Source organism: Streptomyces sp. NPDC003011 (genome assembly GCF_053591515.1).
This window is the reverse complement of sequence record NZ_JBSFTY010000093.1, coordinates 1-25,467: the sequence shown is the minus strand read 5'-3', so window position 1 is coordinate 25,467 and position 25,467 is coordinate 1. Positions and strand designations below refer to the sequence as shown.

Genomic DNA, 25,467 nt, shown 5'->3' with positions numbered 1-25,467 from the left:
CTGACTTACGCGTCCTCGCCCTGCCACCGTCGTCATCCCGGTCATCCCGGTCATCGCGGTCATCGCGAACGCGGAACGCGGAAACAGGAAAGCGGAAACAGGAAAGCGGTTCCCGGAGCGTGGTGAAGATGTGGAGAATGGGGCAGGCGCCGCTCCGGCCGGCTGAGCCCCGGCCGGAGCGGCGTCCACCATGCGGGCGGACCGCGTCAGCGGGTGCCGGTTCAGCGGGTACCGGTTCAGGAAGTCCGTGGCGGGCGTGAGCATCTGCCCGGCCCGGACCGTGTGCGTCGAACCGGATCAGGGCGTCGGTCGGTCGAACTAGCTCAGCCCGTCGGCCGGTTGAACCGGCTCAGGGGGTCGGCCGGTCGAAGTCGCTCAGGCCGTCGGCCGTCCCATCGCGCGGTACGTCCAGCCCGCCGTCCGCCACAGCTCGGGGTCGAGGGCGTTGCGCCCGTCCAGGATCAGCCGCTGGGCCGCGACTTCACCGAGCGCCGCCGGGTCGAGCTCGCGGAACTCCCGCCACTCCGTCAGATGCAGTACGGCGTCGGCGCCCCGCACGGCCTCGACGGCGGTGTCGGCGTACCCGAGGGTCGGGAAGATGCGGCGGGCGTTGTCCATGCCCTTCGGGTCGTACACCGTGACCTGGCCGCCCTGGAGGTGGATCTGCCCGGCGACGTTCAGCGCGGGCGAGTCCCGGACGTCGTCCGAGTCGGGCTTGAAGGTGGCGCCGAGCACCGCGATCCGCTTGCCGAGGAAGGGCCCGCCGCCCAGCGCCTGCCGCGCCAGCTCCACCATCTGCCCGCGCTGGCGCATGTTGATCGAGTCGATCTCGCGCAGGAAGGTCAGCGCCTGGTCGGCGCCCAGCTCGCCCGCGCGGGCCATGAAGGCGCGGATGTCCTTGGGCAGGCATCCGCCCCCGAACCCGATCCCCGCCCGCAGGAACTTCTTCCCGATCCGGTCGTCGTACCCGATCGCCTCCGCCAGCTTCGCCACATCGCCGCCGGCCGCCTCGCACACCTCCGCCATCGCGTTGATGAAGGAGATCTTGGTCGCCAGGAAGGAGTTCGCGGAGGTCTTCACCAGCTCCGCGGTCGGGAAGTCGGTGACGACGAAGGGGGAGCCGTCGGCGAGGGGGGTGGCGTACACCTCCCGCAGCAGCTTCTCGGCCCGCTCGCTGCGTACCCCCACGACGATGCGGTCCGGACGCAGGGTGTCCTGGACCGCGAAGCCCTCGCGCAGGAACTCCGGGTTCCAGGCCAGCTCGGCGTCCGGGCCGGCGGGGGCGTTCGCGGCGAGGTAGGCGGCGAGCCGGTCGGCGGACCCGACGGGCACGGTCGACTTGCCGACGACGAGGGCCGGCCCGGTCAGATGCGGCGCGAGCGAGGCGAAGGCGGAGTCGACGTACGACATGTCGCAGGCGTACTCGCCGTGCCGCTGGGGGGTGTTCACGCACACGAAGTGCACGTCGCCGAAGGCCGCCACCTCGGCGAAGTCCATGGTGAACCGCAGCCGCCCGCTCGACCCCTCGATCCCGGCCACGTGCTTGCGCAGCAGGTCCTGCAACCCGGGCTCATACATGGGGACCTCGCCCCGCTGGAGCATCTCGATCTTCTCGGGTACGACGTCCAGTCCGAGCACCTCGAATCCGAGCTCCGCCATGGCCGCGGCGTGCGTGGCGCCGAGGTAGCCGGTGCCGATCACGGTGATCTTGAGGCTCATGAAGTGCTCCAGGTGGGACGGCCGTGGGGTGCGGTGGAAGAGCATAGTCCGGGCAGGGCGACAGCTCTCGGCGGGCGGCTTTCCCCCTTGTCGCCAAGCTCACGTATCACTCAGGTGGGCAGCCCTCTAAAATTTGAGTTACTTAACGGTAATTAGCGCCAGCATCACAGCGTCCTTGGAGCGTGAGAGACCTTGGCCGGATCGGCTGATTTCGACCTGTACCGCCCGTCCGAGGAGCACGACATGCTCCGGGACGCGATCCGTTCACTGGCCGAGGCGAAGATCGCGCCCTACGCGGCCGCGGTGGACGAGGAGGCGCGCTTCCCGAAGGAGGCGCTGGACGCCCTGGTGGCCAACGACCTGCACGCGGTGCACGTGCCGGAGGAGTACGGCGGCGCGGGCGCGGACGCCCTGGCCACGGTGATCGTGATCGAGGAGGTCGCCCGTGCCTGTGCGAGCTCCTCGCTGATCCCCGCCGTGAACAAGCTCGGCTCCCTGCCCGTGATCCTGGCCGGCTCCGAGGACCTGAAGAAGAAGTACCTCGCCCCGCTGGCCAAGGGCGACGCGATGTTCTCGTACTGCCTCTCCGAGCCGGACGCGGGCTCGGACGCGGCCGGCATGAAGACCAAGGCGGTCCGCGACGGCGACTCCTACGTCCTGAACGGCGTGAAGCGCTGGATCACCAACGCGGGCGAGTCCGAGTACTACACGGTGATGGCGGTGACCGACCCGTCCAAGCGCTCCAAGGGCATCTCGGCGTTCGTGGTCGAGAAGTCGGATCCCGGGGTCTCCTTCGGCGCCCCGGAGAGGAAGCTCGGCATCAAGGGCTCCCCGACCCGCGAGGTCTACCTCGACAACGTCCGCATCCCCGCCGACCGCATGATCGGCGAGGAGGGCACGGGCTTCGCCACGGCGATGCAGACCCTGGACCACACCCGGATCACCATCGCCGCGCAGGCGCTCGGCATCGCCCAGGGCGCGCTGGACTACGCCAAGGGCTACGTCCGCGAGCGCAAGCAGTTCGGCAAGCCGATCGCCGACTTCCAGGGCATCCAGTTCATGCTCGCCGACATGGCCATGAAGATCGAGGCGGCCCGTCAGCTCACGTACGCGGCGGCGGCGAAGTCCGAGCGCGGCGACCGCGACCTCACCTTCCAGGGCGCGGCGGCCAAGTGCTTCGCCTCGGACGTGGCGATGGAGGTCACCACGGACGCGGTCCAGCTGCTGGGCGGCTACGGCTACACGCGGGACTACCCGGTGGAGCGGATGATGCGCGACGCCAAGATCACCCAGATTTACGAGGGCACGAACCAGGTGCAGCGGATCGTGATGGCGAGGAACCTTCCCTAGCGAGGTCTTCGCAGACAACGCAGCCCCCGGCGTCATACCGGGGGCTGCGTTGTCGTGCCCGATCAGGCGACCATGACCCCTACGGCATGCTCCTCCGTGTCCGTCACGGCCTCTCCCGCGAAGTCCTGAAGTCCTGAAGTGCCTTTCGCGCAGCCCTCCAGTCCCTCCCATGGCGGACCCGGCCCGACAGGCGTAGGACGGAAGGACGGAAGGACGGAAGGACGGAAGCCGATCCCACGGTTCCCGCGACCGACCGGAGGAGGAACCATGCAGCAGCAGCCGAGCACGAGCCAGCTGAGCAAGGAGATGCAGGACTGCGTCGAGGCGTGCATGGCGTGTCACAGCGTGTGCGAGGAGACGATGAGTTCCTGTATGCAGAAGGGCGGCCAGGCCCAGATGCAGATCATGCGCGCGCTCATCGACTGTTCCGAGACGACCCGCATGTGCTCGGACATGATGATGCGCCGCTCCCCGATGGCGGCCGACATGTGCGCCCTGTGCGCCACGGCCTGCGACCTCTGCGCCGAGGCCTGCATGTCCATGCCGGACGACCCCGAGATGATGCGCTGCGCCGAGGCCTGCCGCCGCTGTGCGCAGACCTGCCGCGCGATGGCGGGCGCCACGATGTGACCCGCCCGCGGGGCGTCAGGGGCACCCCACACCCCGGCGGGTGCCCTTGGCCCGGGCCACCGGCCCGGACCCGCCCGGTCGGCCGGACTCACGGCCCTCCGGCCCCACCGGCCCCCTGACCGGTCAGCCGCACGTCAGCGCTCCGGCCGGCTTGCGCACCATGAACACGTCCACCGCGTCCTCCGTCTCGACGGTGAACCCGTGCCGCTCGTACAGCCGTCGGGCCGCACTGCCCCGCAGCACGTTCAGCCGGACGAGAACGCCGCCGCGGTCGCACCGCTCCAGCAGCTCACGCAGCACGCCCGCGCCGATACCGCCGCCCTGGAGCCGCGGGTCGAGATAGAAGTGCTCGAGCCAGTGGCCGTCCTCGGCCGGCCGCAGCGCCACGCAGCCGGCGAACGTGCCGCCCACCTCGATCACCCAGGTGTGCGCCGGGTCGAACCCGTCCCGCAGCCGCTGCCGCACCCGCTGCCCGTCGTACCGCCCGAGCCGTTCCAGATCGGCCCGCAGCACCACGGCCCGCAGCCCGGCCACCGCCTCGACGTCCGACACCGACGCCGGCCGCATACCCCAGTCCGCCACGACGGTCACGCTATCGAGCGCGCCGGACCGCCTCGCGAGCGAGGGCGCCCCCAGGGGCGTACCTCAGGAGAACAGCGGCTCCAGCTCCGCCGCCAGGTCGGCCGGTGCACGGAAGTGCAGCGGACGCATGCCGAGCGCGGTGGCCGTCTCCACGTTCTCCTCGGAGCCGTCGACGAACAGACAGCGGTCCGGGCGTACGCCGGACAGGGACGCGGCGAGCCGGAAGACACGCGGGTCCGGCTTGGCGAGACCGACGCGGGCGCTGTTCACCACGTGGTCCGCGAGGTCGGCCAGGCCCAGCAGGGCGAGGTCGTCCTCCAGGCGGAGCGTGGCGTTGCTGACCAGGACCAGGGGGACATGGCTGCGGGCGCGGCGCAGGAGGGACACCACCTCGTCGTCCGCCCGGAACGGCGACTCCAGCAGCGCGGTGCCCAGTTCCCAGGCCGTCGTCTCGGGCACCAGTCCGGCCAGGCCCTCGGCGATCGACCGCACCCACTCCTGCGCGTCGATCCGCCCCAGCAGCAGCGGCAGGTCCGTCTCCGGCGCGAAGGCCACCTTCATGGTGGTGCCCTCGGCCAGGCCGGCGGTGCGCTCCAGGGCGTACAGCCGGGACGGGTCGTAGAAGCGGATCACGTCGTCCACGTCGCAGAGCACCGCGTCGAACGGCGCTCGGCCGCTTCGCTCACCCACCCGAGACCGTGACCTTCTCGTCGTTGTTCAACTCCTCGACCAGGGTCTTCACCTTCGCCTTGTCCCAGAGGAGGTTGCCGTTCGAGGAGCCGGAGATCGGCATGTTCATCGACGTGCCGTCGCCGCCGTTGACGCTCTTCATCGCCCAGAACATCGACGCCAGGTCGTACAGGCCCATGTCCTTGTCGACGATCAGCGAGTCCAGACCGGCACCCATCGTCGGGTACAGCTTGAAGGGGTTGAGGACCGTGCCCGGGGTGGCGACCTGGTTGGCGAGCGCGGCGAGGAACTTCTGCTGGTTCTTCGTGCGGTCCAGGTCGGAGTTGGCGAGCGCGTACCGGGTGCGGACGAAGGCGAGCGACTGCTCGCCGTTCAGGGTCTGCTTGCCCGCCTCGAAGTCGGCGCCGGACTTGGTGTCCTTCATACCGCCCTTCGGGATCTCGATCTCGACGCCGCCGACCGCGTCCACGATGTTCGCGAAGCCGGCGAAGCCGATCTCCACGTAGTGGTCGATGTGCAGGCCGGTGTTGTACTCGACCGTGCGCACCAGCAACTCGGGGCCGTCCTCGGCGTAGGCCGCGTTCAGCTTCACGTGCCGGCCCGTGCCCTGGTACGTCTTGCCGGACTCGGAGCCGGTGAACGTCGGGATCTCCACGTCCGAGTCACGCGGCAGCGAGATCAGCGTGTCGCCGCCGCTGCCGACGTGCAGGATCATCACCGAGTCGGTGCGCTTGCCCTCGGCGGAGCCGGTGTGCAGCTTCTTCTTCTCCTCCGCGGACATGCCCGCGCGGCTGTCCGAGCCGACGATCAGGTAGTTCGTGCCCTCGCCCGTCTCCGGCCGGTCGATGACCTTGGCGAGGTCGACCTCGCGGTTGAGCTTGGAGTCGGCCCAGAAGTACGTGCCGACGGTGGTGACGATCAGCACGGTCGCCACGGTGATCGCCGTCCACTTGATCCGGCGGCGCCAGTTCGGCGCCGGCCGCGGACCACGGCCACCGCCGGAGCCGGGACCGCCGGGGCCCCCGCCGCCGTAGACGTGGCCGGTGTTGTAGCCGCTGTCGTACCCGTCGTCGTACCCCTCACCGCCGTTGACGTACGACGGCTGCTGCGGGACCCCGCCGGCGTACGGCGGGGACGAGGGGCCGTACCCGCCCTGTCCGGGCGGTGCGCCCGAGCCGCGGCGGACCTGCCGCATGACGCGCGCGCTCTCGGGCTGTGCGCTCGCGCTGCCGCGTCCGTACCGGCTGCCGCGGTTGTCGTCGGATCGCTCGGGCCAATCGTTCATGGGCCCAGTGTGCAGGGCAGAGCCAGGTGCCTTACAAGCTTCGTCGGAAAATAAGGTCACCGCTGTTGCCAAGCTGACACAAATTCCCGGCTTGTCGCCTCGGCATAAGGTGGAGGCCATGACAGATCAGGCCCCCGCCGCGGAATCGGAAACCCCGGACATCCCGGGCAAGCCGACCTCGGCGTCCCGCACCACGCTCAGCCACATCATGACCCACGCCGACACGAACCTGCTGGGCACGGTGCACGGCGGTGTGATCATGAAGCTGGTCGACGACGCGGCCGGCGCGGTGGCCGGCCGGCACAGCGGCGGCCCCGCCGTCACCGCGTCGATGGACGAGATGGCGTTTTTGGAGCCGGTCCGGGTCGGCGACCTCGTGCATGTGAAAGCCCAGGTCAACTGGACCGGCCGGACCTCGATGGAGGTCGGCGTACGGGTCCTGGCCGAGCGCTGGAACGAGTCGGCCCCGCCGACCCAGGTCGGCTCCGCCTACCTCGTCTTCGCCGCCGTCGACGCCGACGGCAAGCCGCGTCGGGTGCCGCCGGTGCTCCCGGAGACCGAGCGCGACAGGCGGCGCTGCCAGGAGGCCCAGATCCGCCGGACCCACCGGCTCTCCCGCCGCCGCGCGATCATGGAGCTGCGGGAGCGGCGCATCGCGGAGGGCTTCGAGGACTGAGGCCGCCGCGGCGCCCGCCGCCCGCCCGCGCCTACGGGCACAGCACCTCGTCCCCCCGCATCACTCCGAACTCCCCCTGGTAGGGATCCTCCGCCCGCACCCTGCGCACCTGCGTGAAGTCCGTCCCCGCGATCACCTTCAGCGTCGCCCCCAGCCCCTTCACCGGGCGCAGCTCGCTGCCGGGCAGGGCAGCCGCCAGGGACCGTGCCGAGCGGTCCCAGCGGGGGTCGTGGGCGACGACGGTCCGCCGCACCGAGCGGTCGGCCGCGTTCACGGGCTGCCGCGTCGTACGGAACCCGGTGGCCGCCAGCGCCGCGTCCACCCGCCTGCCGAGGCCGGCCGTGGGCGTGCCGTTCTCCACCTGGACGCGAATCTGCTGCGGGGCCACCGCCACCCGCACGACCTCGCTCCGGGGCCGGTGCACGGCCAGCGGCTGGTCGTCGCGCAGGGAGCGGAAGAGGTACTCGGACTTCTGCGGGTCCCATTTCAGGGTGGAGCCGACGCCCTTCACGGCGTAGCCCATCCGCCCGATCGGCACGGTGGTGAACTCGGAGGACGACGGGGAGAAGTTCCGCATCGCCCGGCCGAGGGCCAGCAGTTCGTCGGTGCCGAAGCCCTTGTCGGCGCGTACGGAGCCCAGGACGGCCCGGGTCACGTCCCGGAACTTCATGGGATTGAGGAGGAGCCCGGAGGAGGTCGCGCGCTGGATCAGGGCCGCCAGGAAGCGCTGCTGGCGCTGCATCCGGCCGAGGTCGGACGCGCTGTCGACGTGCCGGGCGCGGACGTACTGGAGGGCCTCGCCGCCCCGCAGGGTGTGGGTGCCGGGCGGGAGGTCGAGGCCGGTGTAGCTGTCCTTCAGGGGGTCGGCGGTGCAGATCTTCACCCCGCCGAGGACGTCGACCGTCTTCATGAAGCTGGTGAAGTCGACCTCCAGGTAGTGGTCGATCTTCACGCGGGTCATCTTCTCGACCGTGCGCACGGTGAGGTTGGGCCCGCCCTCCGCGTACGCCGCGTTGATCTTGATGGGATGGCCGCCGTGCCGTTTCCCGGTGATCTGGTCGGTGTGCGGGGGTGTCACGGCGTACGAGTCGCGCGGCAGGCTCACCACGCTCGCCCGCTCCCGGTCCTCCGAGATGTGCACGATCATGATCGTGTCGGTGCAGCGGCAGGGCGCGCCGCCGAGCCGGTACTTGTGCCGCTCGGCCTTGGTGATCTTGTCCCGGCCGTCGGTGCCGACCAGCAGCACGTTCATGCCGTGCCCGGCCCGGGGCCGGTTCTTCATGTCCTTGAAGGGGTCGACCCGGGTGATGTCCGCGTCGAGGCTGGTGACCACCGCGTGCCCGATCCCGGCGGAGGCGAGGACGACCACCGACAGCGTGGTCACCGCCCGCATGGCCCAGCGCGGCTTCCTCCGCCGTACGGGGGGCAGCGGCGCGCGGGAGGGCCGGGGGTGGCGCTGGGGGCGGGCGGGGGAGCGGGGCGGCTTGGGGGGCATGGGGGACACCTCCGCGAGGGCCGAACGTGGGATCGTGAGCACGGTAGGCCCATACGATCTGCGACCCAGGGCACCACCCGGGCGGCGCGCACCGGTGTCCCCCGTTCGCGGTAACGTGAGCCCCCTATGAACGCCAAGCCCGACGTGCGGCTCCCCGCCGTCTCTGTGATCATGCCCGTCCTCAACGAGGAGCGGCATCTGCGCGGAGCCGTCCAAGCGATCCTCGCCCAGGAGTACGCCGGCGAGATGGAGGTCGTGATCGCCCTCGGTCCGTCCACGGACCGTACGGACGCGATCGCCGCCGAGCTCGTCGCCGAAGACCCCCGTGTGCACACCGTGCCGAACCCGACGGGCCGTACGCCCGCCGCGCTGAACGCCGCGATCAAGGCCTCGCGCCATCCGATCGTCGTCCGCGTGGACGGGCACGGCATGCTCTCGCCGAACTACATCGCCACCGCGGTACGGCTCCTGGAGGAGACCGGCGCGCAGAACGTCGGCGGCATCATGCACGCCGAGGGCGAGAACGACTGGGAGCACGCGGTCGCCGCGGCCATGACCTCGAAGATCGGGGTCGGCAACGCCGCCTTCCACACGGGCGGTGTGGCCCAGCGGGCCGAGACCGTCTACCTCGGGGTCTTCCGCCGCGAGGCGCTGGAGCGGCAGGGCGGCTACAACGAGGAGTTCATCCGCGCCCAGGACTGGGAGCTCAACTTCCGGATCCGGGAGGCGGGCGGCCTGATCTGGTTCTCGCCGGAGCTGAAGGTGTCCTACCGGCCGAGGCCGTCGGTGAAGGCCCTCGCCAAGCAGTACAAGGACTACGGCCGGTGGCGGCACGTCGTCGCCCGCTACCACGAGGGCTCCATCAACCTGCGCTACCTCGCCCCGCCGACCGCGGTGTGCGCCATCGCCGCGGGCACCGTCGTCGGCGCGCTGGTCACCCCGTGGGGCTTCCTGATCCCCGGCGGCTACCTCGCGGCGATCGTCCTCGGGTCCGTCCCGGCGGGCAAGGGGCTGCCGCTGAAGGCCCGGCTCCAGATCCCGGTCGCCCTCGCCACCATGCACATGTCGTGGGGCTGGGGCTTCCTGACCAGCCCGAAGTCGCTGGCGAAGAAGGTCATCGCCTCCCGTCGCCCGGCGGTCCACGCGGACGCCGCCTCAAGCTGACGAAGAGCAGCGGAGAACCGGGGGCGACCGTGCGGGTCACGGTCGCCCCCGGTTTCGCTCACCGGCTCAGCCGGCGCACTTCACCTGGTCGGCCGTGGACTGCCCCACGTCCGGCGTCTTGGCCGAGGCCCCGTTGAGCTTGACGCCCGCGCCCTTGAAGTCCTCGCCGAGGATCAGAGTCATCGTGGGCAGCCCCTGAGCGTTGGTCACGCTCTCGCCCGGCTTCATCGCGGACCCGGACAGGCCCAGCAGATCGGCGAGCCGGCGCGCCTGGGCGGCCTGGTCGGGGGCGTACTCCAGCGTCGTCCTCGCCTGTGCGGCGCCCGCGTTGCCCGCGTTCTCGGACTTGTCGACGCCCGCGGTGTTCTGCAGCCAGTCGAGTTCCTGCTGCGCGCTGCCGCCCGGCGCACCGCCGTTGAGGATGCGCACCCGCACGTCCGAGGCGGCCGACTTGGTGCCCTTGAGCCGGGCGGCGACCGCGGCCTTCTCCTTCGCCTGCTGCTGCTTCACCTCGGTGAACGACACATCGTTCTTGATCATGTCGAAGACCTGGGGTGCCTTCGCCTCGTCGACGACCACCGTCGCCTTGACCGTCTCGGCGGGGTTGTCCTTCACCGGCAGCGTGGCGAAGGCGATGTTCTTCGTCGGCACCTTCTTGATCTCCAGCGCCATGTCCTTCAGCGTGCCGACCTCGCCGATCGCCGAGTCCACGGTCAGTGCCTCGGTCGCGGCCTCGGCCAGCTTCACCAGCTTGGCCGGGTTGGTGAGGGTGTCGCTGGAGGACATCTGGCGCATCAGCGAGCCCAGGAACTGCTGCTGCACCTTGATCCGGTCCAGGTCGCCCTGGTTGCCGAAGCTGTGCCGGGTCCGCAGGAACGCGAGGGCCTGCTCGCCCTCCACCTCCGACTCACCCTTGGGCAGGACGAGCTTCGACTCCTTGTCGTCGACGGCCTTCGTCACGCACACCTTGACCCCGCCGACCGCCTTGGTCAGCGTCTTGACCGCGTTGAAGTCGGCCATCATGAAGTGGTCCACCCGGATGCCGGTGGTCTCCGTCACGGTACGCATGGTGCAGCCCGGGTCCCGGCCGCTCTCCCCGAGGCTCCGGTTGAAGCGGACCTGCTGCTGCCCCGGGACGGTCACCTCGGTGTCGTCGTCCTTCGTGGTGGGGCAGTCGGGGATGTCGACGATCAGGTCGCGCGGGATGCTGAGCGCGGTCGCGTTCGAGCGGTCCTTGGCGACGTGCAGCAGGATCGTGGTGTCGGCGTGGCCGGCGCTGCCCTTGTCGCCGTAGCCCTCGTTGCCCTCGCCGGTGCGCTTGTCGGTGCCGATGACGAGGATGTTGAACGCCTCGTCCTTCTTGAAGCTGTTCGCACCCGCGTCACCGACGTCGTTCGTCTTGATGTTGCCCGCCAGGTGCTGGAGGTAGAAGTAACCGGCGCCCGCCGCGGCGACCAGCACGAACGCCATCGTGCCGCCGGTCCACAGCACGGCCTTCCTGGCCTTCGACTTCTGCTTCCCCGGCCGGCGTCCGCGCCGCCCGGGCAGCGGCTCCTGCGGACGCCTGCGCGGGGACGGAACCGCGCGCTTGGGGGCCGAGGGCGGCGCCGTCCGCGTACGGGCGGCCGTACCCGCGCCCCGGGGGCGGGGAACCGCCGACTGCGGTGCGGAAGGACTCAGTCGCAGTTCGTATTCACCGGTGTCCGGGTTGAGCACCCACTGGTCTGCGGGGTCGACGTTCTCCGCCCGCCCACGGCCTTGCGTGTCCACCGTTGTCGGAATCCTCCGTCTGGGCCAGATCTCGTGGCCGGGGATCACCTGGACCGCTCACACTAGCCGCACCATGGGGCGGCGACGGAATTTTCCTGTGGATCGAGGGAAGGGGGAGCCCGGCTACCAGCGGTACGGCTTGTAGACGTCCATGCACTGACCGGTGTCCGATCCGTTGATGGCGTCGGAGTTGCCGGGCAGGTCACCGGCCTCGGGCGTCGCCTGCTCCGGATACGCCGTGCCGCTACGCCAGTCGGCGCCGACGACAACGGTGACACCGGAGACATCGGTCGACTTCTTCACCGAACTCACAGGAATCCCGAGGGACTTGGCGACCGCCTGGGCGTCGCCCTCAAGTTCGGCGCTCGGATAGCGCACCACCGTCCGCTCCTCGGAGACCGCCGCCGAGGTGTCCTTGCCCGCTTTCGTGTAGCCCTTGGCGACGAGCGCCTCGGCGATCGTGCTCGCGCGGCCGGCGACCGGGCCGAGCGTGGCGGTGCGGGTGGCGTTGCGCACCACGACACCGATCTCGTCCTTCGCGGCGGCGGGCTCGTCGGTGCTCTTACCGGCGCTCGCCGTCTGCCGCGCGTCCGCCTTCGCGCCGTCGTCCTTCGCGCCGTCGTCCTTCGCGCTGCCGTCGTCCTTCGCGCCGTTGTCGTCGAAGGGCACGTCGTCGCGGAGCATCGCCCACATCTTCTCGGCGTCGTCGCCCGCGGGCAGCAGATGGTTGACGTTCTGGGTGTCCTGCACCGTCGGCATCGTCGTCATCGTGATGCGGTCCGTGGGCACCGTCTTGAGCTGCATACCGAGGTCGTACAGCTTCTTCACCGTGCCGATCTCCTCGGAGACCTTCAGCGACCTGGTGGCCGACTCGGCCAGATCCATCAGCCGGCCGCCGTCGGAGAAGACGTTCTGGTCCTTCAGCGTGCGGATCATCGAGTTCATGTACATGTGCTGGGCCCGTGCCCGCAGCGGATCGCTGCCCCAGGCGTGCCGGGTGCGCAGCCACTGGAGCGCCTGCTCGCCCTTGACCTTCCTGGTGCCGGCCGTCAGCTTCAGGCCGGAGCCGCCGGGCACGCCGGGCAGCGGGCGGTCCCACACGTTCTGGTTCACGCAGACCTCGACGCCGCCGATGGCGTCCGCCATGCTCACCACACCCGCGAAGTCGATCGTCATCCAGTGGTCGATGTAGACCCCCGTGAGGTTCTCCCAGGTGGCCAGGGTGCAGCCGGCTCCGCCGCGGCTCAGGGACTCGTTGATGATCCTGTTGGCCGCCGCGTACGTCTCGCCGGTGTCCGGGTCCTTGCACGCCGGGATGTCGACCCGGGTGTCGCGCGGGATGCTGACCACCGCGGCGCTCCTGCGGTCCGCGGACAGGTGGATGAGCATCTGCACATCGCCCAGCGGCGGGTTGTCGCGGTTGTCCCTGCTGCCGCCGAGGGCCACGTTCGCGTCGGACTTACGGCTGTCGGAGCCGATGAGCAGGATGTTCAGCGGGGTCTGGCCGTCCGCGTTCGGCTCGGTCCTGTTCGCCTTGGAGTCGCCGCTGCTGCGCTCGCCCTTCTGGATGTTGCCGTTGAGGTGCTGGTAGTAGAGGTATCCGGCGCCGGCCGTGCCGAGTATCAGCAGCGCGAGCGTCGTCGCCGACCAGCGCAGCGCACGGTGCTTGCGATCGGGCCGCTGCCGGCTGCGGCGTCCGCCGTGCCCGCCCTCCGTGCCGCCTCTGCCGGAGCCGTCCCCGCCTCCCGCCTCGCCGCCGGACCGCTTCCCGCGCCCGCCGGCCGCACCGTTCGTACGACGGCCGCTCTCCCGGCCCGGTGCGCCGTCCGACCGGACGCCTGGTCGGGTCCCCTCCCCGTGCACACTGCTGTGCGTCATCCCCAGTCTCCCCACCCTCGCACCGCCGAACGGGCCTGCCCCACGTCCCCTTGGACGTACGACAGGCCCGTCAGGTCACTCGGCGCACTCGACCTTGTCAGCCGTGGACTTCCGGATCCCCTCAGGCGCCTTCGCCGGAGTGGTCAGCGACACGCCGGCGCCCTTGAAGTCCTTGCCCAGGGTCAGCGTCATCGCCGGCAGTCCCTGGGAGTTGGTCACGCTCTCGCCCGGCTTCATCGCCGAGCCGGACAGACCCATGATGTCCGCCAGCCGACGCGCCTGGGCGGCCTGGTCAGGAGCGTACTCGAGCGTGGTCCTGCTCAGTTCCTTCGGTGCGTTGCCCGCGTTCTCCGACTTCTCGACCCCCTCGTCGAGCTGAAGCCAGTTGAGCGTCTCCTGCGCGCTGCCGGCCACGGCACCGCCGTTGAGGATGCGCACGCGCACCTCCGAGGCGGGCGCCTTGGTGCCCTTCAGACGGGCGGCGACGGCGGCCGCCTCCTTCTTCTTCTGGGCTTTGACCTCGGTGAACGACACATCGTTCTTGATCATGTCGAAGACCTGGGGAGCCGACGACGGATTGACGACGACGGTCGCCTTGACCTTCTCCGCCGGGTTGTCGATCACCGGCACCGTGGTGAACGTCAGATTCTTGGTGTCGAGCTTGCCCAGCTCCAGACCGAGGTCCTTCAGCTTGTTGATGCTGTCCAGGTTGGAGTCGACGGTCAGCGCCTTCGTGCCCGCCTCGGCCAGCTTGATCATCTTCGACGGGCTGGTCAGCGTGTCGTTGGACTTCAGCTTCCGCATCAGCGCGCTGAGGAACTGCTGCTGCAACGTGATCCGGCTCAGGTCGCCGCCGAGCCCGACGGCGTGCCGGGTGCGCACGAACGCCAGCGCCGTCTCGCCCGAGATGTGCTGCGTCCCCTTCTTGAGGTCCAGATGCGAGTCCGGGTCCTTGATGTCCTTGGCGAGACACACGTCGACCCCGCCGACCGCCGTGGTCAGCGTCTTGACCGCGTTGAAGTCGGCGACCATGAAGTTGTCCGGGGTGACCCCGGTCAGCTCGGTGACGGTCCGCACGGTGCAGCTGGGCGTCCGGCCGTCCTGCCCGAGGCTCGTGTTGAAGCGGACGCCGGCCGTGCCGGGGATGATCTTCTGGCTGCCGTCGGCCTGCTGGGTGGGGCAGTCGGGGACGTCGACGATCAGGTCGCGCGGGATGCTGAGCGCGGTCGCGTTCGTCCGGTCCTTGGAGACGTGCAGCAGGATCGTGGTGTCCGCGTGCCCGACGCTGCCGGCGTCGCCGTAGCCCTCGTTGCCCGAGCCGGTGCGCTTGTCGGTGCCGATCACCAGGATGTTGATGGCCTTGTCCTTCTGGAAGCCACCGGTGCTCGCGCCGTCGTCCGCGACGGACTGGATGTTGCCGTTGAGGTGCTCGATGTAGAGGTAGGCGCCCCCCGCGGCGGCCACCAGCACGAACGCCATCGTGCCGCCGGTCCACAGCAGGGTCTTCTTGGCCTTCGACGTCTTCTTGACCGGCCGGCGCCCGCGCCGCCCGGGGAGCGGCTCCTCCGGCGCCGGCGCGCCACGGCGCCTGCGCGGGGGCGGGACCTGGCGGCCGGGGGCGTCGCGGCCGGGAGTATCGCGCCCGGGGCTCTCCCGGCCAGGGCTCTCGCGGCCGGGGGTCCTGCGGCCGGGGGGCGCGGGGGCCGTCCTCCGGCCGCGTGCCGGGGCCGCTCCGGACGGAGCGGAAGCGCGGGGCCTGGGGACCGCCGACTGCGGTGCGGAAGGGGCCAGTCGCAGTTCGTATTCACCGGTGTCCGGGTTGAGCACCCACTGGTCTGCGGGGTCGATGTCGTCCGCCCGCCCACGGCCTTGCGCGTCCACGGTTGTCCGATTCCTCCGTCGGGGCACGCGGCGCCTTCCCCCTCAAAAGGCGCCCGGATCTCGGTCTCACGGTGCCTGACCCAGGACGGACCTTGTGGCCGGGTGCACCGGATCGCTCACACTAACCGCCAGGTAAGGCGGGAAGCGACGCCGGTGACGCATTCCACTTCCCTACAAGCGGGCAATCCGCCCATTTTCTCGGACGCGAGTTCGTCACCTTGGCGAATGCTTTACCCGCAGGGGTCTTCGGCGGCGGTGTTCCCGCGGAACGTGGGCGTCGGTGAAATCGGGGGCGCGGGTTCGTCGGGCCGCTTCTCGCCCGATTTCTCGTCGACGGGTCCGAGGGGTGTCTCGCGGTCGAAGGGCCGGCCGTTGTGCCCGCCGTCATACTCGTCGCTGGGCTGGGCGTTGTAGTGGCGGCTGTACTCGTACTCGCCGTAGTCGAACGACTCCCCGGTGGAATCGCCGTCCGGCTCCTCCTGCCCGATTTCGTCGTTCTCCCCGCTGTCCTCCGCCGAGTTGGGGCTTTTCGCCGCGGAATCCCCGGGGACGGCTTGGGCCACCTCGACCGGTGCGTCCGCGCGCAGCCGTTCGAACAGCTTCTCGGCTTCCGGTTCCACGAGTTGGTCGCGATTGGCGTTGTAGACGTACGACTCCCGGGGCACGGTCAGGAATTGCACCCGGTCGGTGGGGATGTGGCGTACTCCGCGCACGAGTTCGTACAAGCCGCGCAAGCTCGCCAGACCGGGGTCGGTCGTCAGGGACGACGTGGCCGCGTCCAGCACGGGATAGAGCTTCGCCGGGTTCAGCAGGACGTCATTGCCGCGCACCTTGTTGACGAGGGCGCCCAGGAAACGCTGCTGACGGTCCATCCGGTCGGTGTCGCTGCCGTTGCCGAGCGACTTGCGCACGCGGACGTAGCCGAGGGCCTGCTCGCCGTCGAGCCGCACCCGCCCGGCCGGAAGCCTCAGCTTGGCGGCCTTGTCGTGGATCGGCTCGGTGAGGCACACCTCGACGCCGTCGATCGCGTCGACCATGTCCTTGAAGCCGTGGAAGTCGACGACCACGTGATGGTCCACGCGGATGTCGGTGAGCCGCTCGACGGTCCGCACGGTGCAGGCCGAACCCCCCACCTGGAACGCGTAGTTGAACATCGTGAACATGGGCTCGGTGCGGCTGCCGTCGGGCCGGCGGCAACTGGGGACGTCCACCATGAGGTCCCGGGGCAGCGACACGGCGGTGGCGCTGCGGCGCCCGGCGGCCAGGTGCAACAGGATGGTCGTGTCGGACCGTTCGGTCCCGGAGTCCCGCCCGTACCGTCGGTTCCCGTCCCCCGACCGGGAGTCCGACCCGATCACCAGGATGTTCTGGGCGCCCCGCACGAGCGCGGTGGGCCGCTCCTTCTCGTACCGGGCCAGTTCGGCCGCGGCCGCCTTGTCGGGCGTGATGTTGCCGTCGAGCTTCGCGTAGACGGCCCATCCGGCGCCGCCGGCCGCGAGCACGCCGACCACCACGACGAGCCCCGTCCCGCGCGCCCACCTCCGCCTGCGCCGCCGTATCAGCCCCCGCCCGCTGGCCGAGGCCCCCACCCCCGGACCGAGGCCGACGTCGGCACCGTCGCGGGGGTGGGGCGCACCTGCGGTGTCGGTCACGTCGGATCCACCCCTCATGACGTACGAGCGTGTCGTGCGGGCTGCTTCTACGACGATGGCGTGGATGGGAGGCGGGGGGCGGGTGGAGATGGGCCGAACGGGGGAGGGGGGTGCGGGCGACGCGGGATCGGATCCGGGCGGGTCGGGGCCGCGCCGGGAGCGAACGCGCTCGCCGGGGTGACCCCCTTTTCCGCGCTGGTCTACCGCGCCGTCACGGTCACCCGCTCACTCTCGATCCGCTGCGCCAGCCCGTCCTCCCCCAGCCGCTCGAGGTGCCGGCACAACACCACGGACCCCCCGACAGCCAACGGCGCGTACAACCCCGCGTTCAACCCCTCCCACGTGTCGTACGGCAACCCGGACAGCACCCGGGACCCGGGCCCCGTGAGCCCCACCCCCGGCGCCTCCGCCCGGGCCCGCTCGACGACCTCCGCCCCGCTGAACTGCCGCCCGGCCACGATCAACGCCGGCTCCTCGGGATCCACCGGCGCGAACGGCACGAACCGGTCCCCCTGGCTGGGCACCTCGACGGCGTAATCCGCGAACCCCGCCGGGACCTGCGGAAACCTCCCGCCCAACGGTCGCAGCGCCATCGCGACCCGTTCCCCGGCACACGCCCGCGCCGCCTCCAGGGAGTCCGGCCCGCTCACCACCACGTCGGCCACCCCCGGATCCCCGCCGACGTCCGCGATCACGCCCACCGACGCACACGCCAGCAGCCACACCGCCGTCTGCCAGTGCGCGGGCAGCAGCAGCCCGACCCGGTCGCCGGGCGCGACGGCGAGATCGCCCTGGAGGAGGTTCGAGGTCTTGGCCACCCAATTGGCGAAGGTGGCCACGGACAATTCGACACGTTCGCCCGTGGCGTCGTCGTAGAAGGTCACCAGCGGGCGTCCGGGATCCGCGGCGAGCGCGGAACGCAGCAGGTCGGCAGGGGTGCGATCGGTGGCGTTCACCCGCAGAAGCCTACGCGGACCCGCCTCCGCCCATCGAGCCGCCGGGCCTGCCGCCGACCACCGGTTCGGCGGAACACCGGCCGACGGGCCGTCAATTCCCCGATGGACAGATATGTATGACTATGTCCAAGATCAGGGGCATGCGTGGATTCCTTGTTTCCTCGATCGGTGTCACTTGCGCGGCCGCCCTGGCCCTTCCGCTGACCCCGCCCGCGGCCGCCGCCGACACCCGGGCCCCGGCGAACGCGGCAGCCATGACGGCCCATACGGCCACGGCCGGAACGGCCCCGACGACCGTGAGACAGGTGCCGGCCGCGGAAGTGTCCGGCAGCACCCAGTCGCTGCCCCTCACTCCGCTCGCCCGCGACCGCACCCTCGGGCCCGCCGGCGAACAGGGCCTGTCCCGCCGGGACGTACGGCGCTTCTCCCTCGTCGGCGTGGTCTGGGACGACCCGGACGCCGAACTCCACGGCCGGGTCCAGGTCCGCACCCGCGCGGCCGACACGGGCGCCTGGTCCGGCTGGCAGGACGTCGAGACGCACAACACCGAACACGCGGCCGACCCGGACACGGCCGAGCGCACCTCGGGCCGCGTGCGCGGCGCCACGGCCCCGCTGTGGGTGGGTGACTCGGACGGCGTGGAGGTACGCGTCCGGGCGGCGGACGGCGAGACCGGGACGCCCCACGTCGAGGAGACCGCCCGTGGCCTTCGTACGTCGACGGCGACCTCCTCCCTCCCCACCGGCCTGCGCCTCGAACTCGTCGACCCCGGCGAGGAACCCCCGGCCACCCGCGGCGACACCGCTTCCGAGGACACCGCTTCCGAGGACACCGCTTCCCAGGACACGGCTCCCCCCGACACCGCCGACCATGGCACCGCCGACCGTCACAGCGGCATCCCGCACACCGCCGTCCGTCCCGCCGTCCGCGGCATCGCCCCCACCGCCGGACCGGCCAAGGCCAAGACCCTCGCCGCCATGGACGCCATGGACGCCATGGACGCCATGGACGCCATGGACTCCTCCATGGTCAACGCCGAGCTGTCGGCCCCCCTCGGTGCCACCGAGATCCCCGCGCTCGGCCGGAGCGCGACCGAGCGGGAGCTGTTCGTCCTGAGGGCCGGCGACATGTCACAGACGCAGCGCGTGAAGCCGTACATCGGACCGCGTCCGCGCATCGTCACGCGGCGCGGCTGGGGCGCGAACGAGAACCTGCGGGAGCGGAAGTTCGTGTACACGAAGAAGGTCAAGGCGGCCTTCGTCCACCACACGGCCTCCGGCAACGGATACCGCTGCGCGCAGGCGCCCTCCGTCATCCGCGGTATCTACCGCTACCACGTCAAGAGCATGGGCTGGCGCGACATCGGCTACAACTTCCTCGTCGACAAGTGCGGAAAGATCTACGAGGGCCGCGCGGGGGGCGTGGCGAGACCGGTCCTGGGCGCCCACACGCTCGGGTTCAACTCCAACAGCATGGGGATCGCCGTCCTCGGCACGTTCGGCTCCGCCAAGCCGTCCGGCGCCACGGTGAAGGCCGTCGCCCGGCTCACCGCGTGGAAGCTCGGCCTCTACGGCGCCAATCCGCGCGGGAAGACATACCTGAAGTCCGGCGGTGGCAATCTCTACCGGAAGGGCAAGAACGTGCGACTGAATGTGATCTCCGGCCATCGGGACGGCTTCGCCACGGCGTGTCCCGGCTGGCAGCTCTACCGCAAGCTCGGCTCGGCCCGCACGACCGCGGCCCGCTACCAGGGACGCTAGGACCCAGGGATGCCAGGACCCAGGGAGGTTAGGACCCGGACCGGGGCCCAGGGGCTCGGGGAGCCGTCCGGGCCGGGCCGGGAACCGTCCGGGACGTGGGGGAGTCTGTCCGTTCGTCCGCTGACGGACCACTGACGGTCCGCTGTTCGTCCGCTGTCCGGAGGACACGTCCGTCGCCGTCGGGGGGTACGAGGCCGCATGCCGCATGGCCCTCGCCGGCGTCGCACACCGGTCTGCATACACTGGCCGGCCGAAAGACAGTTCGGCCGGTCCCGGCAGGAAGCGGAGACGACAGGTGACAGAAGCGATCCTCCTGGTCGGCGGTAAGGGCACCCGGCTGCGCCCGCTCACGGTGCACACGCCGAAGCCCATGGTCCGCGCGGCCGGGGTCCCCTTCCTCACGCACCAGCTGGCCAGAGCGAGAGCGGCGGGCGTCGACCACATCGTGCTCGCCACCTCCTACCTGGCCGAGGTCTTCGAGCCGTACTTCGGCGACGGCTCGTCGCTGGGCCTGCACATCGAGTACGTGACGGAGGAGGAGCCCCTCGGCACGGGCGGCGCGATCCGCAACGTCGCCTCCCGCCTCCGCTCGGGCCCGGACGACCCGGTCCTGATCTTCAACGGCGACATCCTGACCGGCCTGGACATCAGGGCGCTGGCGGACACCCACGAGCGGACGGGCGCGGACGTCTCCCTCCACCTCACGAAGGTCACGGACCCGCGCGCCTACGGTCTGGTCCCCACGGACGACACGGGCAGGGTCCTGGCGTTCCTGGAGAAGCCGCAGACCCCCGAGGAGATCGTCACCGACCAGATCAACGCCGGGGCGTACGTCTTCCGCCGCTCGGTGATCGACACGATCCCGGCGGGCCGCCCCGTGTCGGTGGAGCGCGAGACGTTCCCGGACCTGCTGGCCGCCGGAGCCCACCTGCAGGGCATGGTCGACTCGACGTACTGGCTGGACCTCGGCACCCCGGCGGCCTTCGTCCGCGGCTCCGCCGACCTGGTCCTGGGCCGGGCGCCGTCCCCCGCGGTCCCCGGCCGCTGCGGTGACCGCCTGGTCCTCCCGACGGCCACGGTGGCGCCCGACGCCAAGCTCACGGGCGGCACGGTGGTCGGCGAGGGCGCCTTCGTCGCGGAGGGCGCCAGGGTCTTCGGTTCGACGATCCTGCCCGGCGCCGTCATCGAACCCGGCGCCGTCATCACCGACTCCCTGATCGGCACCCGCGCCCGCGTCGGCGAACGCTCCGTGCTCAGCGGCACGGTCATCGGCGACGGCGCGGTCATCGGCCCCGACAACGAACTCCGCGAGGGAATGCGCGTCTGGTGCGACGCCCGCATCCCGGCGGGGGCGGTGCGCTTCTCCTCGGACCAGTAGGTCGCCCACAGCCCGTCCGGTGCTCGGGGACGAGGCCCGTGCGGAGCCGAAGGGGGCCTGGGGGCGGCGGCCCCCACGGCCCCGTCCCCTCACAGCCGCCCGATGTCCCCCCGCGGCATCCGCGGCGCCCGCCGAGCCGGTACCTTCCCGCTCAGCAGGATCAACCGAGCGGCCCGGTGCCGCTGCCCCGCATACGGCTCCAGCAACTCCAGCATCACCGCGTCGTCCGCGTCCCGGTTCCCGGCCAGCGCCCACCCGACGATCCCCGGCAGATGCAGATCCCCCACGGTCACCGCGTCCGCCGCCCCATGGCTGCGCTGCACGACCTCCGCCGACGTCCACGGCCCGATCCCCGGCACCACCTCCAGGCGGGCCCGCGCCGCGCCCGGCTCCATGCGCACCGCTTCCTCCAGCCGTCCCGCCACCCGCACCGCCCGCAGGATCGTCGACGCCCGCTTGTTGTCGACCCCCGCCCGGTGCCACTCCCACGACGGAATCAACGCCCAGGTCCGCGGCGCCGGCATCACCCACAGCCGCCCGCCCGCCGCGGGCCCCGGCGCCGGCTCACCGAACTTGCGTACCAGCGACCGCCACGCCCGATACGCCTCGTCGGTCGTGACCTTCTGCTCCAGGATCGACGGGATCAACGACTCCAGCACCAGCCCGGTCCGCGTCAGCCGCAGCCCAGGCCGGCGATGCCGCGCCATCGCCACCACCCGGTGCCGGGGCGTGAACGCGGACGGGTCGTCCTCGGCGCCCAGCATCCCCGGCAACCGCTCCAGCAGCCACTCCGCCCCCGGCCCCCACGCCTCGCCGCGCACCGCGCCACCGGCCGCGGTGACCCGCAGCGTCCCCGGCCCGGCAGGGGTGAGACTGGCCCGCCACACCGATCCGTCCGGCAGCGACCGGAACGTCGGGTCCACCGGTCCGCGCCGCAGCGGCCCGAGCACCAGCCCCAGATCGAGCGGCCCGTCCGGCACCCAGGTCCGCACCCGCCCCGCGGCCACCGGCGCCCCCCGGCGCGCGGCGGGCACGACGGCCTCCCCACCGCGCACGGTCGTACGCGTGGGCCGCGGAGAGAAACGTCCTGCCACGAGTGAGGTCCCAGGGGAACGAGAGAAATGAAGTCCTACGAGAGTAGGCGCAAGCCGGCACACCCCGCCCCGCCCCGACGAGGCCCCCGTCCGCCGGACACCCCGACGCGACGCGGGTCACGGCGCCTCGACGCGGCGGAGGTGCGTCACCGCACGCCTGCACGCGGCGGACGTGCGTCACCGCACCTCGACGAACGCCCCCGCGTCCCGCTCCGGCCGCGCCCGCGGTTCCTCCGCCGGATGCCCGACCGCCACCGCCCCCATCGGATCCCAGTGCTCCGGCAGCGCCAGCACCCGGCGCACCACCTCCCGGCAGAACATCGTGGACGACACCCACGCCGACCCCAGCCGCTCCCCGGCCAGCGTGACCAGGAAGTTCTGCACGCCGGCCCCCGCGGCGACCACGAACATCTCCCGCTCGGCCCCGTCCCGCCGCGCGTCGCCGTACGTGTGCGACCCGTCCATGACGAGACACGGCACGACGAGATACGGCGCGCCCCGCAGCACGTCCCCGCGCCGCACCCGCCTGGCGATGGACTCCTCGCTCTTGCCGTCCCGCCGCAGATCGGCGATCCACGCCTCGCGCATGGCGTCCAGCAGCCGGGTCCGCGACTCCGGCGACTCCAGCAGCACGAACCGCCACGGCGTCGTGTGGTGCGGTGCCGGTGCCGTCACGGCCGCGGCCACGGCCCGTCGTACGGCCCCCGGGTCGACCGGCTCGTCCGTGAAGGCCCGTACCGTACGCCGCTGGGTCACCGCCGCCCGTATCGCTTCCGAGGTGCCCAGCCGGAACATGTCGTCGCGCGCGCCGCGCACCATGGCCCGCGCTCCCTCCCCGTGCTCCTCGGCCACCACGTGCGGCAGCCCGCGCACGACGGCGACGGGCAGCCCGGCGGCCTTGCCCTTCACCAGGTCACCGGCGGCGGCCAGTTCGTCCGCCGTCGCCACGACCGTCGCGCTGAGCGGCTGGCCGTGGGCGTCCGTGCCGCCGCGCAGGTCGTCGAGCACCCGGACTCCGGCGGCGCCGATCGCCACGTCCGTGAGCCCCGCGCGCCAGGGCCGCCCGAACGTGTCGGTGACGACCACGCCGACGTCGACGCCGAGGGCGTCCCGCAGGCCGTCCCGGATGGTCCGCGCGGACGCGTCCGGGTCCTCGGGCAGCAACAGCACCGTCCCGGAAGGGGTGTTGGAGGCATCGACCCCGGCGGCGGCCATGACGAGCCCCTGCCGGTTCTCGACGATCCTGAGCGCACCGCGCCGCGCCACGACGCGTACCGTCTCGGCGTCGATCGCCGCCTCCCGGTCGGCCGCCCGGACGATCCGGCCCTCCGCCTTGGACACGATCTTCGAGGTGACGAGGAGGACGTCCCCGTCGGTCAGTCCCGGTTCGGCGGCGGCGATCAGCTTGGCGAGGTCGTCACCCCGCTGCACCTCGGGGATCCCGGCCACGGCCCAGACCCGGTAGCCGTCGGCAGCGCCGCTCACAGCGCCCCCACCTCCTCCGCCAGCGTCAGCGCCTCCCGCGCCATCCGCGCGGACGCGTCGAGGTCGGTCATCATCAGCGGTACGGCCCGGCACCTGATCCCGGCCGCCTCCACGCGCTCCACCACGCCCGCGTCCACGGTGTCGACCAGCCAGCCGTCCAGCAGCCCCGAGCCGTAGTGCTCGGCGACCGCCGCGGCCGTCGACTCCACACCGACCGCCGAGAGCACCTTGTCGGCCATCCCGCGCACGGGCGCGTCCCCGACGATCGGGGACAGGCCCACCACCGGCACCCCGGCGTCGGCGATCGCCTCGCGGATGCCGGGCACGGCGAGGATCGTGCCGATGGAGACGACGGGGTTGGAGGGCGGGAAGAGCACGATGTCGGCCTCCGCGACGGCCTCCAGGACGCCCGGCGCCGGTGTGGACTGCTCGGCCCCGACCGGCACGACCGCCTCGGCCGGCACGGACGCCCGCAGCCGCACCCAGTACTCCTGGAAGTGGATCGCCTTGCGCTCCCCGTCGACCTCGACGGCGACATGGGTCTCGACCCGATCGTCCGTCATGGGGATCAGCCGCACGCCCGGCTTCCACCGGTCGCACAGCGCCTGGGTCACCGCGCTGAGCGGATACCCCGCACTGATCATCTGGGTCCGCACGATGTGCGTGGCGAAGTCCCGGTCGCCCAGCCCGAACCACTCGGGCCCCACCCCGTACGCCGCGAGCTCCTCCTTGAGGTGGAAGGTCTCGTCGGCCCGCCCCCAGCCCTGCTCCTCGTTGATGCCGCCGCCGAGCGTGTACATCACCGTGTCGAGGTCCGGGCAGACCTTCAGCCCGAAGAGGTGGATGTCGTCGCCGGTGTTGCCGATGACCGTGACGTCCGCCTCCGGCGCGGCCTGCTTCAGACCGCGCAGGAACCGGGCACCACCGATGCCGCCTGCCAGAACCACAATGCGCATGGACCAAGTCTTGCAGGCGGGTACGACAACGCGTCAGGCGGTCACGGCGTCCTCGTCCACGTCCTCGTAGGCCGCGGGGGCCGTGCAGGCGGTGTACATCGGCATCTCGGTCAGTCCCGGGTAGTAGATGTGCAGGCTTATCGCCGGCTCCAGGGCGTCGTTGACCACCTCGTGCACGTACCCCGGCGCGAAGACCCGCTGCGCGCCCGCCCCCAGCGCGCGCGTTCCGCGGTCGGTGTGCTCGGTCAACGTGCCCTCCAGGACGGTCAGGACGCCGGAGGAACGGCCGTGGTCGTGCAGTCCGCTGCCCTGTCCGGGGACCCAGGACAGCAGCCACACCTCGTAACCCGGGCCGGTGCGCAGGCGGTGGTACCAGCGGGTCGTCGCGTCGTACCGGACCAGGTGTTCCCACTGGGAGCGGTCGGCGGCGAGGGAGCGGGCCAGGCCGACGAAATCGGCGACGGTGGCCGGGTGCTCGCGCGGAGGCTGGAGCAGGTGCGGGACTTCGAGGATGTCGCCGGCGATCTGAAGGTCGCTGTCGCTGTTCATGGGGTGGGGTGTTCCTCGGCGGAAGAGGCGGAAGAGTGGGGGCTGGCTGGGTGTCGCGTACCGTCCGCCCGGGTCACGGACGGGAGGCAGACCCGGTCAAGGGCTCGACCCTGGTGGGGTTCAAGGAGACGGCAGCCGAGTCGCGGTGGACTCGCGCACAGCCGGAGCGCGTGGGCTCAACAGCTGGGACAGCAACAACAGCTACAGCGAGCGTGGGCAGCACCGAGGGACCCGGCCGAGCGGGTCGAGGTGAGTGCCAAGTTCGCGAGCATGCCCACAAGGACATCGGTTCACACCCGCACTGTCAACTCGACACCCGACAAGTGGGACATGTTTCACCTCATCCGGTCCATCCGTCAGGTGAAAGGTTTGTTCAGGCGTCACCCGGGACACATGGCGCACAACCGGGCGCGCAAACCTCGATGCGATTCCGTGATCCGATTGTGATCCGGTTCTCTTCGGCGCGCGCGTCGGAACGAGATCGACCTCCTGGGCGTCCTGCTCCGTACAGGTCCGG

General features: G+C 71.4%; 20 protein-coding genes. 6 read left to right on the top strand and 14 right to left on the bottom strand.

The genetic code is table 11. From position 1 onward, the window contains the following. Positions 1-375: 375 nt before the first annotated feature. Positions 376-1,719, bottom strand: a complete 1,344-nt coding sequence (locus tag ACWD0J_RS34265) for a UDP-glucose dehydrogenase family protein (RefSeq protein ID WP_451499763.1) — start codon at positions 1,717-1,719, stop codon at positions 376-378. A 192-nt stretch (positions 1,720-1,911) separates the two neighbouring features. On the opposite strand from ACWD0J_RS34265, the gene ACWD0J_RS34260 reads away from it, so the two are divergent. Together ACWD0J_RS34260 and ACWD0J_RS34255 are read left to right on the top strand one after the other, a co-directional pair. Further along, positions 1,912-3,069, top strand: a complete 1,158-nt coding sequence (locus tag ACWD0J_RS34260) for an acyl-CoA dehydrogenase (protein WP_451499762.1) — start codon at positions 1,912-1,914, stop codon at positions 3,067-3,069. A 267-nt stretch (positions 3,070-3,336) separates the two neighbouring features. After that, the gene (locus ACWD0J_RS34255; RefSeq protein WP_451499761.1) at positions 3,337-3,699 is read left to right on the top strand and encodes a four-helix bundle copper-binding protein; all 363 of its coding nucleotides are present in this window, start codon (positions 3,337-3,339) and stop codon (positions 3,697-3,699) included. Positions 3,700-3,822: 123 nt separating this feature from the next. Here the strand turns inward: ACWD0J_RS34255 and ACWD0J_RS34250 are convergent, their stop codons facing one another. The 3 genes from ACWD0J_RS34250 to ACWD0J_RS34240 all read right to left on the bottom strand — a co-directional run bounded on the left by ACWD0J_RS34250 (position 3,823) and on the right by ACWD0J_RS34240 (position 6,256). Then, the gene (locus ACWD0J_RS34250; RefSeq protein ID WP_451499773.1) at positions 3,823-4,266 is read right to left on the bottom strand and encodes an N-acetyltransferase family protein; all 444 of its coding nucleotides are present in this window, start codon (positions 4,264-4,266) and stop codon (positions 3,823-3,825) included. A gap of 78 nt (positions 4,267-4,344) precedes the next feature. Then, positions 4,345-4,971 carry an HAD-IA family hydrolase gene (locus ACWD0J_RS34245; protein ID WP_451499760.1) on the bottom strand — a complete coding sequence of 209 codons (627 nt, stop codon included), beginning with the start codon at positions 4,969-4,971 and terminating at the stop codon, positions 4,345-4,347. Next, entirely contained in the window at positions 4,964-6,256 is a 1,293-nt protein-coding gene (locus ACWD0J_RS34240; protein WP_451499759.1) for an LCP family protein, read from the bottom strand. Before ACWD0J_RS34240 ends, ACWD0J_RS34245 begins: the two co-directional genes overlap by 8 nt. Before the next feature lie 118 nt (positions 6,257-6,374). Between ACWD0J_RS34240 and ACWD0J_RS34235 the strand changes: the two genes are divergently transcribed. Then, entirely contained in the window at positions 6,375-6,932 is a 558-nt protein-coding gene (locus tag ACWD0J_RS34235; RefSeq protein ID WP_451499758.1) for an acyl-CoA thioesterase, read from the top strand. 31 nt (positions 6,933-6,963) lie between these two features. On the opposite strand, the gene ACWD0J_RS34230 is transcribed toward ACWD0J_RS34235, so the two are convergent. Continuing rightward, positions 6,964-8,427: an LCP family protein gene (locus tag ACWD0J_RS34230; protein ID WP_451499757.1), complete on the bottom strand. Its 1,464-nt coding sequence runs from the start codon at positions 8,425-8,427 to the stop codon at positions 6,964-6,966. 126 nt (positions 8,428-8,553) lie between these two features. Between ACWD0J_RS34230 and ACWD0J_RS34225 the strand changes: the two genes are divergently transcribed. Next, positions 8,554-9,591, top strand: a complete 1,038-nt coding sequence (locus tag ACWD0J_RS34225; RefSeq protein WP_451499756.1) for a glycosyltransferase family 2 protein — start codon at positions 8,554-8,556, stop codon at positions 9,589-9,591. Positions 9,592-9,657: 66 nt separating this feature from the next. On the opposite strand, the gene ACWD0J_RS34220 is transcribed toward ACWD0J_RS34225, so the two are convergent. The 5 genes from ACWD0J_RS34220 to ACWD0J_RS34200 form a co-directional block, all read right to left on the bottom strand. Beyond that, on the bottom strand, positions 9,658-11,361 hold the full coding sequence (locus ACWD0J_RS34220; RefSeq protein ID WP_451499755.1) for an LCP family glycopolymer transferase: 1,704 nt from the start codon (positions 11,359-11,361) through the stop codon (positions 9,658-9,660). A gap of 123 nt (positions 11,362-11,484) precedes the next feature. Further along, a complete protein-coding gene (locus ACWD0J_RS34215) occupies positions 11,485-13,239 on the bottom strand; it encodes an LCP family protein (protein ID WP_451499754.1) in 1,755 nt (584 codons plus the stop codon). Between the two features lie 75 nt (positions 13,240-13,314). Continuing rightward, positions 13,315-15,120 (bottom strand): LCP family protein, encoded by a 1,806-nt coding sequence (locus ACWD0J_RS34210; protein ID WP_451499753.1) that lies wholly within the window; start codon positions 15,118-15,120, stop codon positions 13,315-13,317. 230 nt (positions 15,121-15,350) lie between these two features. Then, positions 15,351-16,790 (bottom strand): LCP family glycopolymer transferase, encoded by a 1,440-nt coding sequence (locus tag ACWD0J_RS34205; protein WP_451499752.1) that lies wholly within the window; start codon positions 16,788-16,790, stop codon positions 15,351-15,353. 182 nt (positions 16,791-16,972) lie between these two features. Next, positions 16,973-17,728, bottom strand: coding sequence for a TIGR03089 family protein (locus tag ACWD0J_RS34200; protein WP_451499751.1), 756 nt, complete (start codon positions 17,726-17,728; stop codon positions 16,973-16,975). A 140-nt stretch (positions 17,729-17,868) separates the two neighbouring features. On the opposite strand from ACWD0J_RS34200, the gene ACWD0J_RS34195 reads away from it, so the two are divergent. After that, positions 17,869-19,488, top strand: coding sequence for a peptidoglycan recognition protein family protein (locus ACWD0J_RS34195; protein WP_451499750.1), 1,620 nt, complete (start codon positions 17,869-17,871; stop codon positions 19,486-19,488). Between the two features lie 295 nt (positions 19,489-19,783). After that, positions 19,784-20,866 (top strand): sugar phosphate nucleotidyltransferase, encoded by a 1,083-nt coding sequence (locus tag ACWD0J_RS34190; RefSeq protein ID WP_451499749.1) that lies wholly within the window; start codon positions 19,784-19,786, stop codon positions 20,864-20,866. Positions 20,867-20,955: 89 nt separating this feature from the next. Here the strand turns inward: ACWD0J_RS34190 and ACWD0J_RS34185 are convergent, their stop codons facing one another. The 4 genes from ACWD0J_RS34185 to ACWD0J_RS34170 all read right to left on the bottom strand — a co-directional run bounded on the left by ACWD0J_RS34185 (position 20,956) and on the right by ACWD0J_RS34170 (position 24,950). Continuing rightward, positions 20,956-21,960 (bottom strand): DNA-3-methyladenine glycosylase family protein, encoded by a 1,005-nt coding sequence (locus tag ACWD0J_RS34185; protein WP_451499748.1) that lies wholly within the window; start codon positions 21,958-21,960, stop codon positions 20,956-20,958. Between the two features lie 177 nt (positions 21,961-22,137). Next, positions 22,138-23,445, bottom strand: a complete 1,308-nt coding sequence (locus tag ACWD0J_RS34180) for a coenzyme F420-0:L-glutamate ligase (RefSeq protein ID WP_451499747.1) — start codon at positions 23,443-23,445, stop codon at positions 22,138-22,140. After that, positions 23,442-24,401: a 2-phospho-L-lactate transferase gene (gene cofD / locus ACWD0J_RS34175; protein WP_451499746.1), complete on the bottom strand. Its 960-nt coding sequence runs from the start codon at positions 24,399-24,401 to the stop codon at positions 23,442-23,444. The genes ACWD0J_RS34180 and cofD overlap by 4 nt, the downstream gene beginning before the upstream one ends. Before the next feature lie 33 nt (positions 24,402-24,434). Next, positions 24,435-24,950 carry a cysteine dioxygenase gene (locus tag ACWD0J_RS34170; protein ID WP_451499745.1) on the bottom strand — a complete coding sequence of 172 codons (516 nt, stop codon included), beginning with the start codon at positions 24,948-24,950 and terminating at the stop codon, positions 24,435-24,437. Between the last annotated feature and the right edge of the window lie 517 nt (positions 24,951-25,467).

What these genes read in the sequence shown, in the direction of transcription:
- ACWD0J_RS34250 (WP_451499773.1), bottom strand. Translation starts at nt 4,266, where the DNA reads ATGCGGCCGGCGTCGGTGTCGGACGTCGAGGCGGTGGCCGGGCTGCGG.
- ACWD0J_RS34225 (WP_451499756.1), top strand. Translation starts at nt 8,554, where the DNA reads ATGAACGCCAAGCCCGACGTGCGGCTCCCCGCCGTCTCTGTGATCATG.
- ACWD0J_RS34195 (WP_451499750.1), top strand. Translation starts at nt 17,869, where the DNA reads ATGCGTGGATTCCTTGTTTCCTCGATCGGTGTCACTTGCGCGGCCGCC.
- ACWD0J_RS34230 (WP_451499757.1), bottom strand. Translation starts at nt 8,427, where the DNA reads ATGCCCCCCAAGCCGCCCCGCTCCCCCGCCCGCCCCCAGCGCCACCCC.
- ACWD0J_RS34265 (WP_451499763.1), bottom strand. Translation starts at nt 1,719, where the DNA reads ATGAGCCTCAAGATCACCGTGATCGGCACCGGCTACCTCGGCGCCACG.
- ACWD0J_RS34205 (WP_451499752.1), bottom strand. Translation starts at nt 16,790, where the DNA reads ATGAGGGGTGGATCCGACGTGACCGACACCGCAGGTGCGCCCCACCCC.
- cofD (WP_451499746.1), bottom strand. Translation starts at nt 24,401, where the DNA reads ATGCGCATTGTGGTTCTGGCAGGCGGCATCGGTGGTGCCCGGTTCCTG.
- ACWD0J_RS34215 (WP_451499754.1), bottom strand. Translation starts at nt 13,239, where the DNA reads ATGACGCACAGCAGTGTGCACGGGGAGGGGACCCGACCAGGCGTCCGG.
- ACWD0J_RS34240 (WP_451499759.1), bottom strand. Translation starts at nt 6,256, where the DNA reads ATGAACGATTGGCCCGAGCGATCCGACGACAACCGCGGCAGCCGGTAC.
- ACWD0J_RS34255 (WP_451499761.1), top strand. Translation starts at nt 3,337, where the DNA reads ATGCAGCAGCAGCCGAGCACGAGCCAGCTGAGCAAGGAGATGCAGGAC.
- ACWD0J_RS34235 (WP_451499758.1), top strand. Translation starts at nt 6,375, where the DNA reads ATGACAGATCAGGCCCCCGCCGCGGAATCGGAAACCCCGGACATCCCG.
- ACWD0J_RS34170 (WP_451499745.1), bottom strand. Translation starts at nt 24,950, where the DNA reads ATGAACAGCGACAGCGACCTTCAGATCGCCGGCGACATCCTCGAAGTC.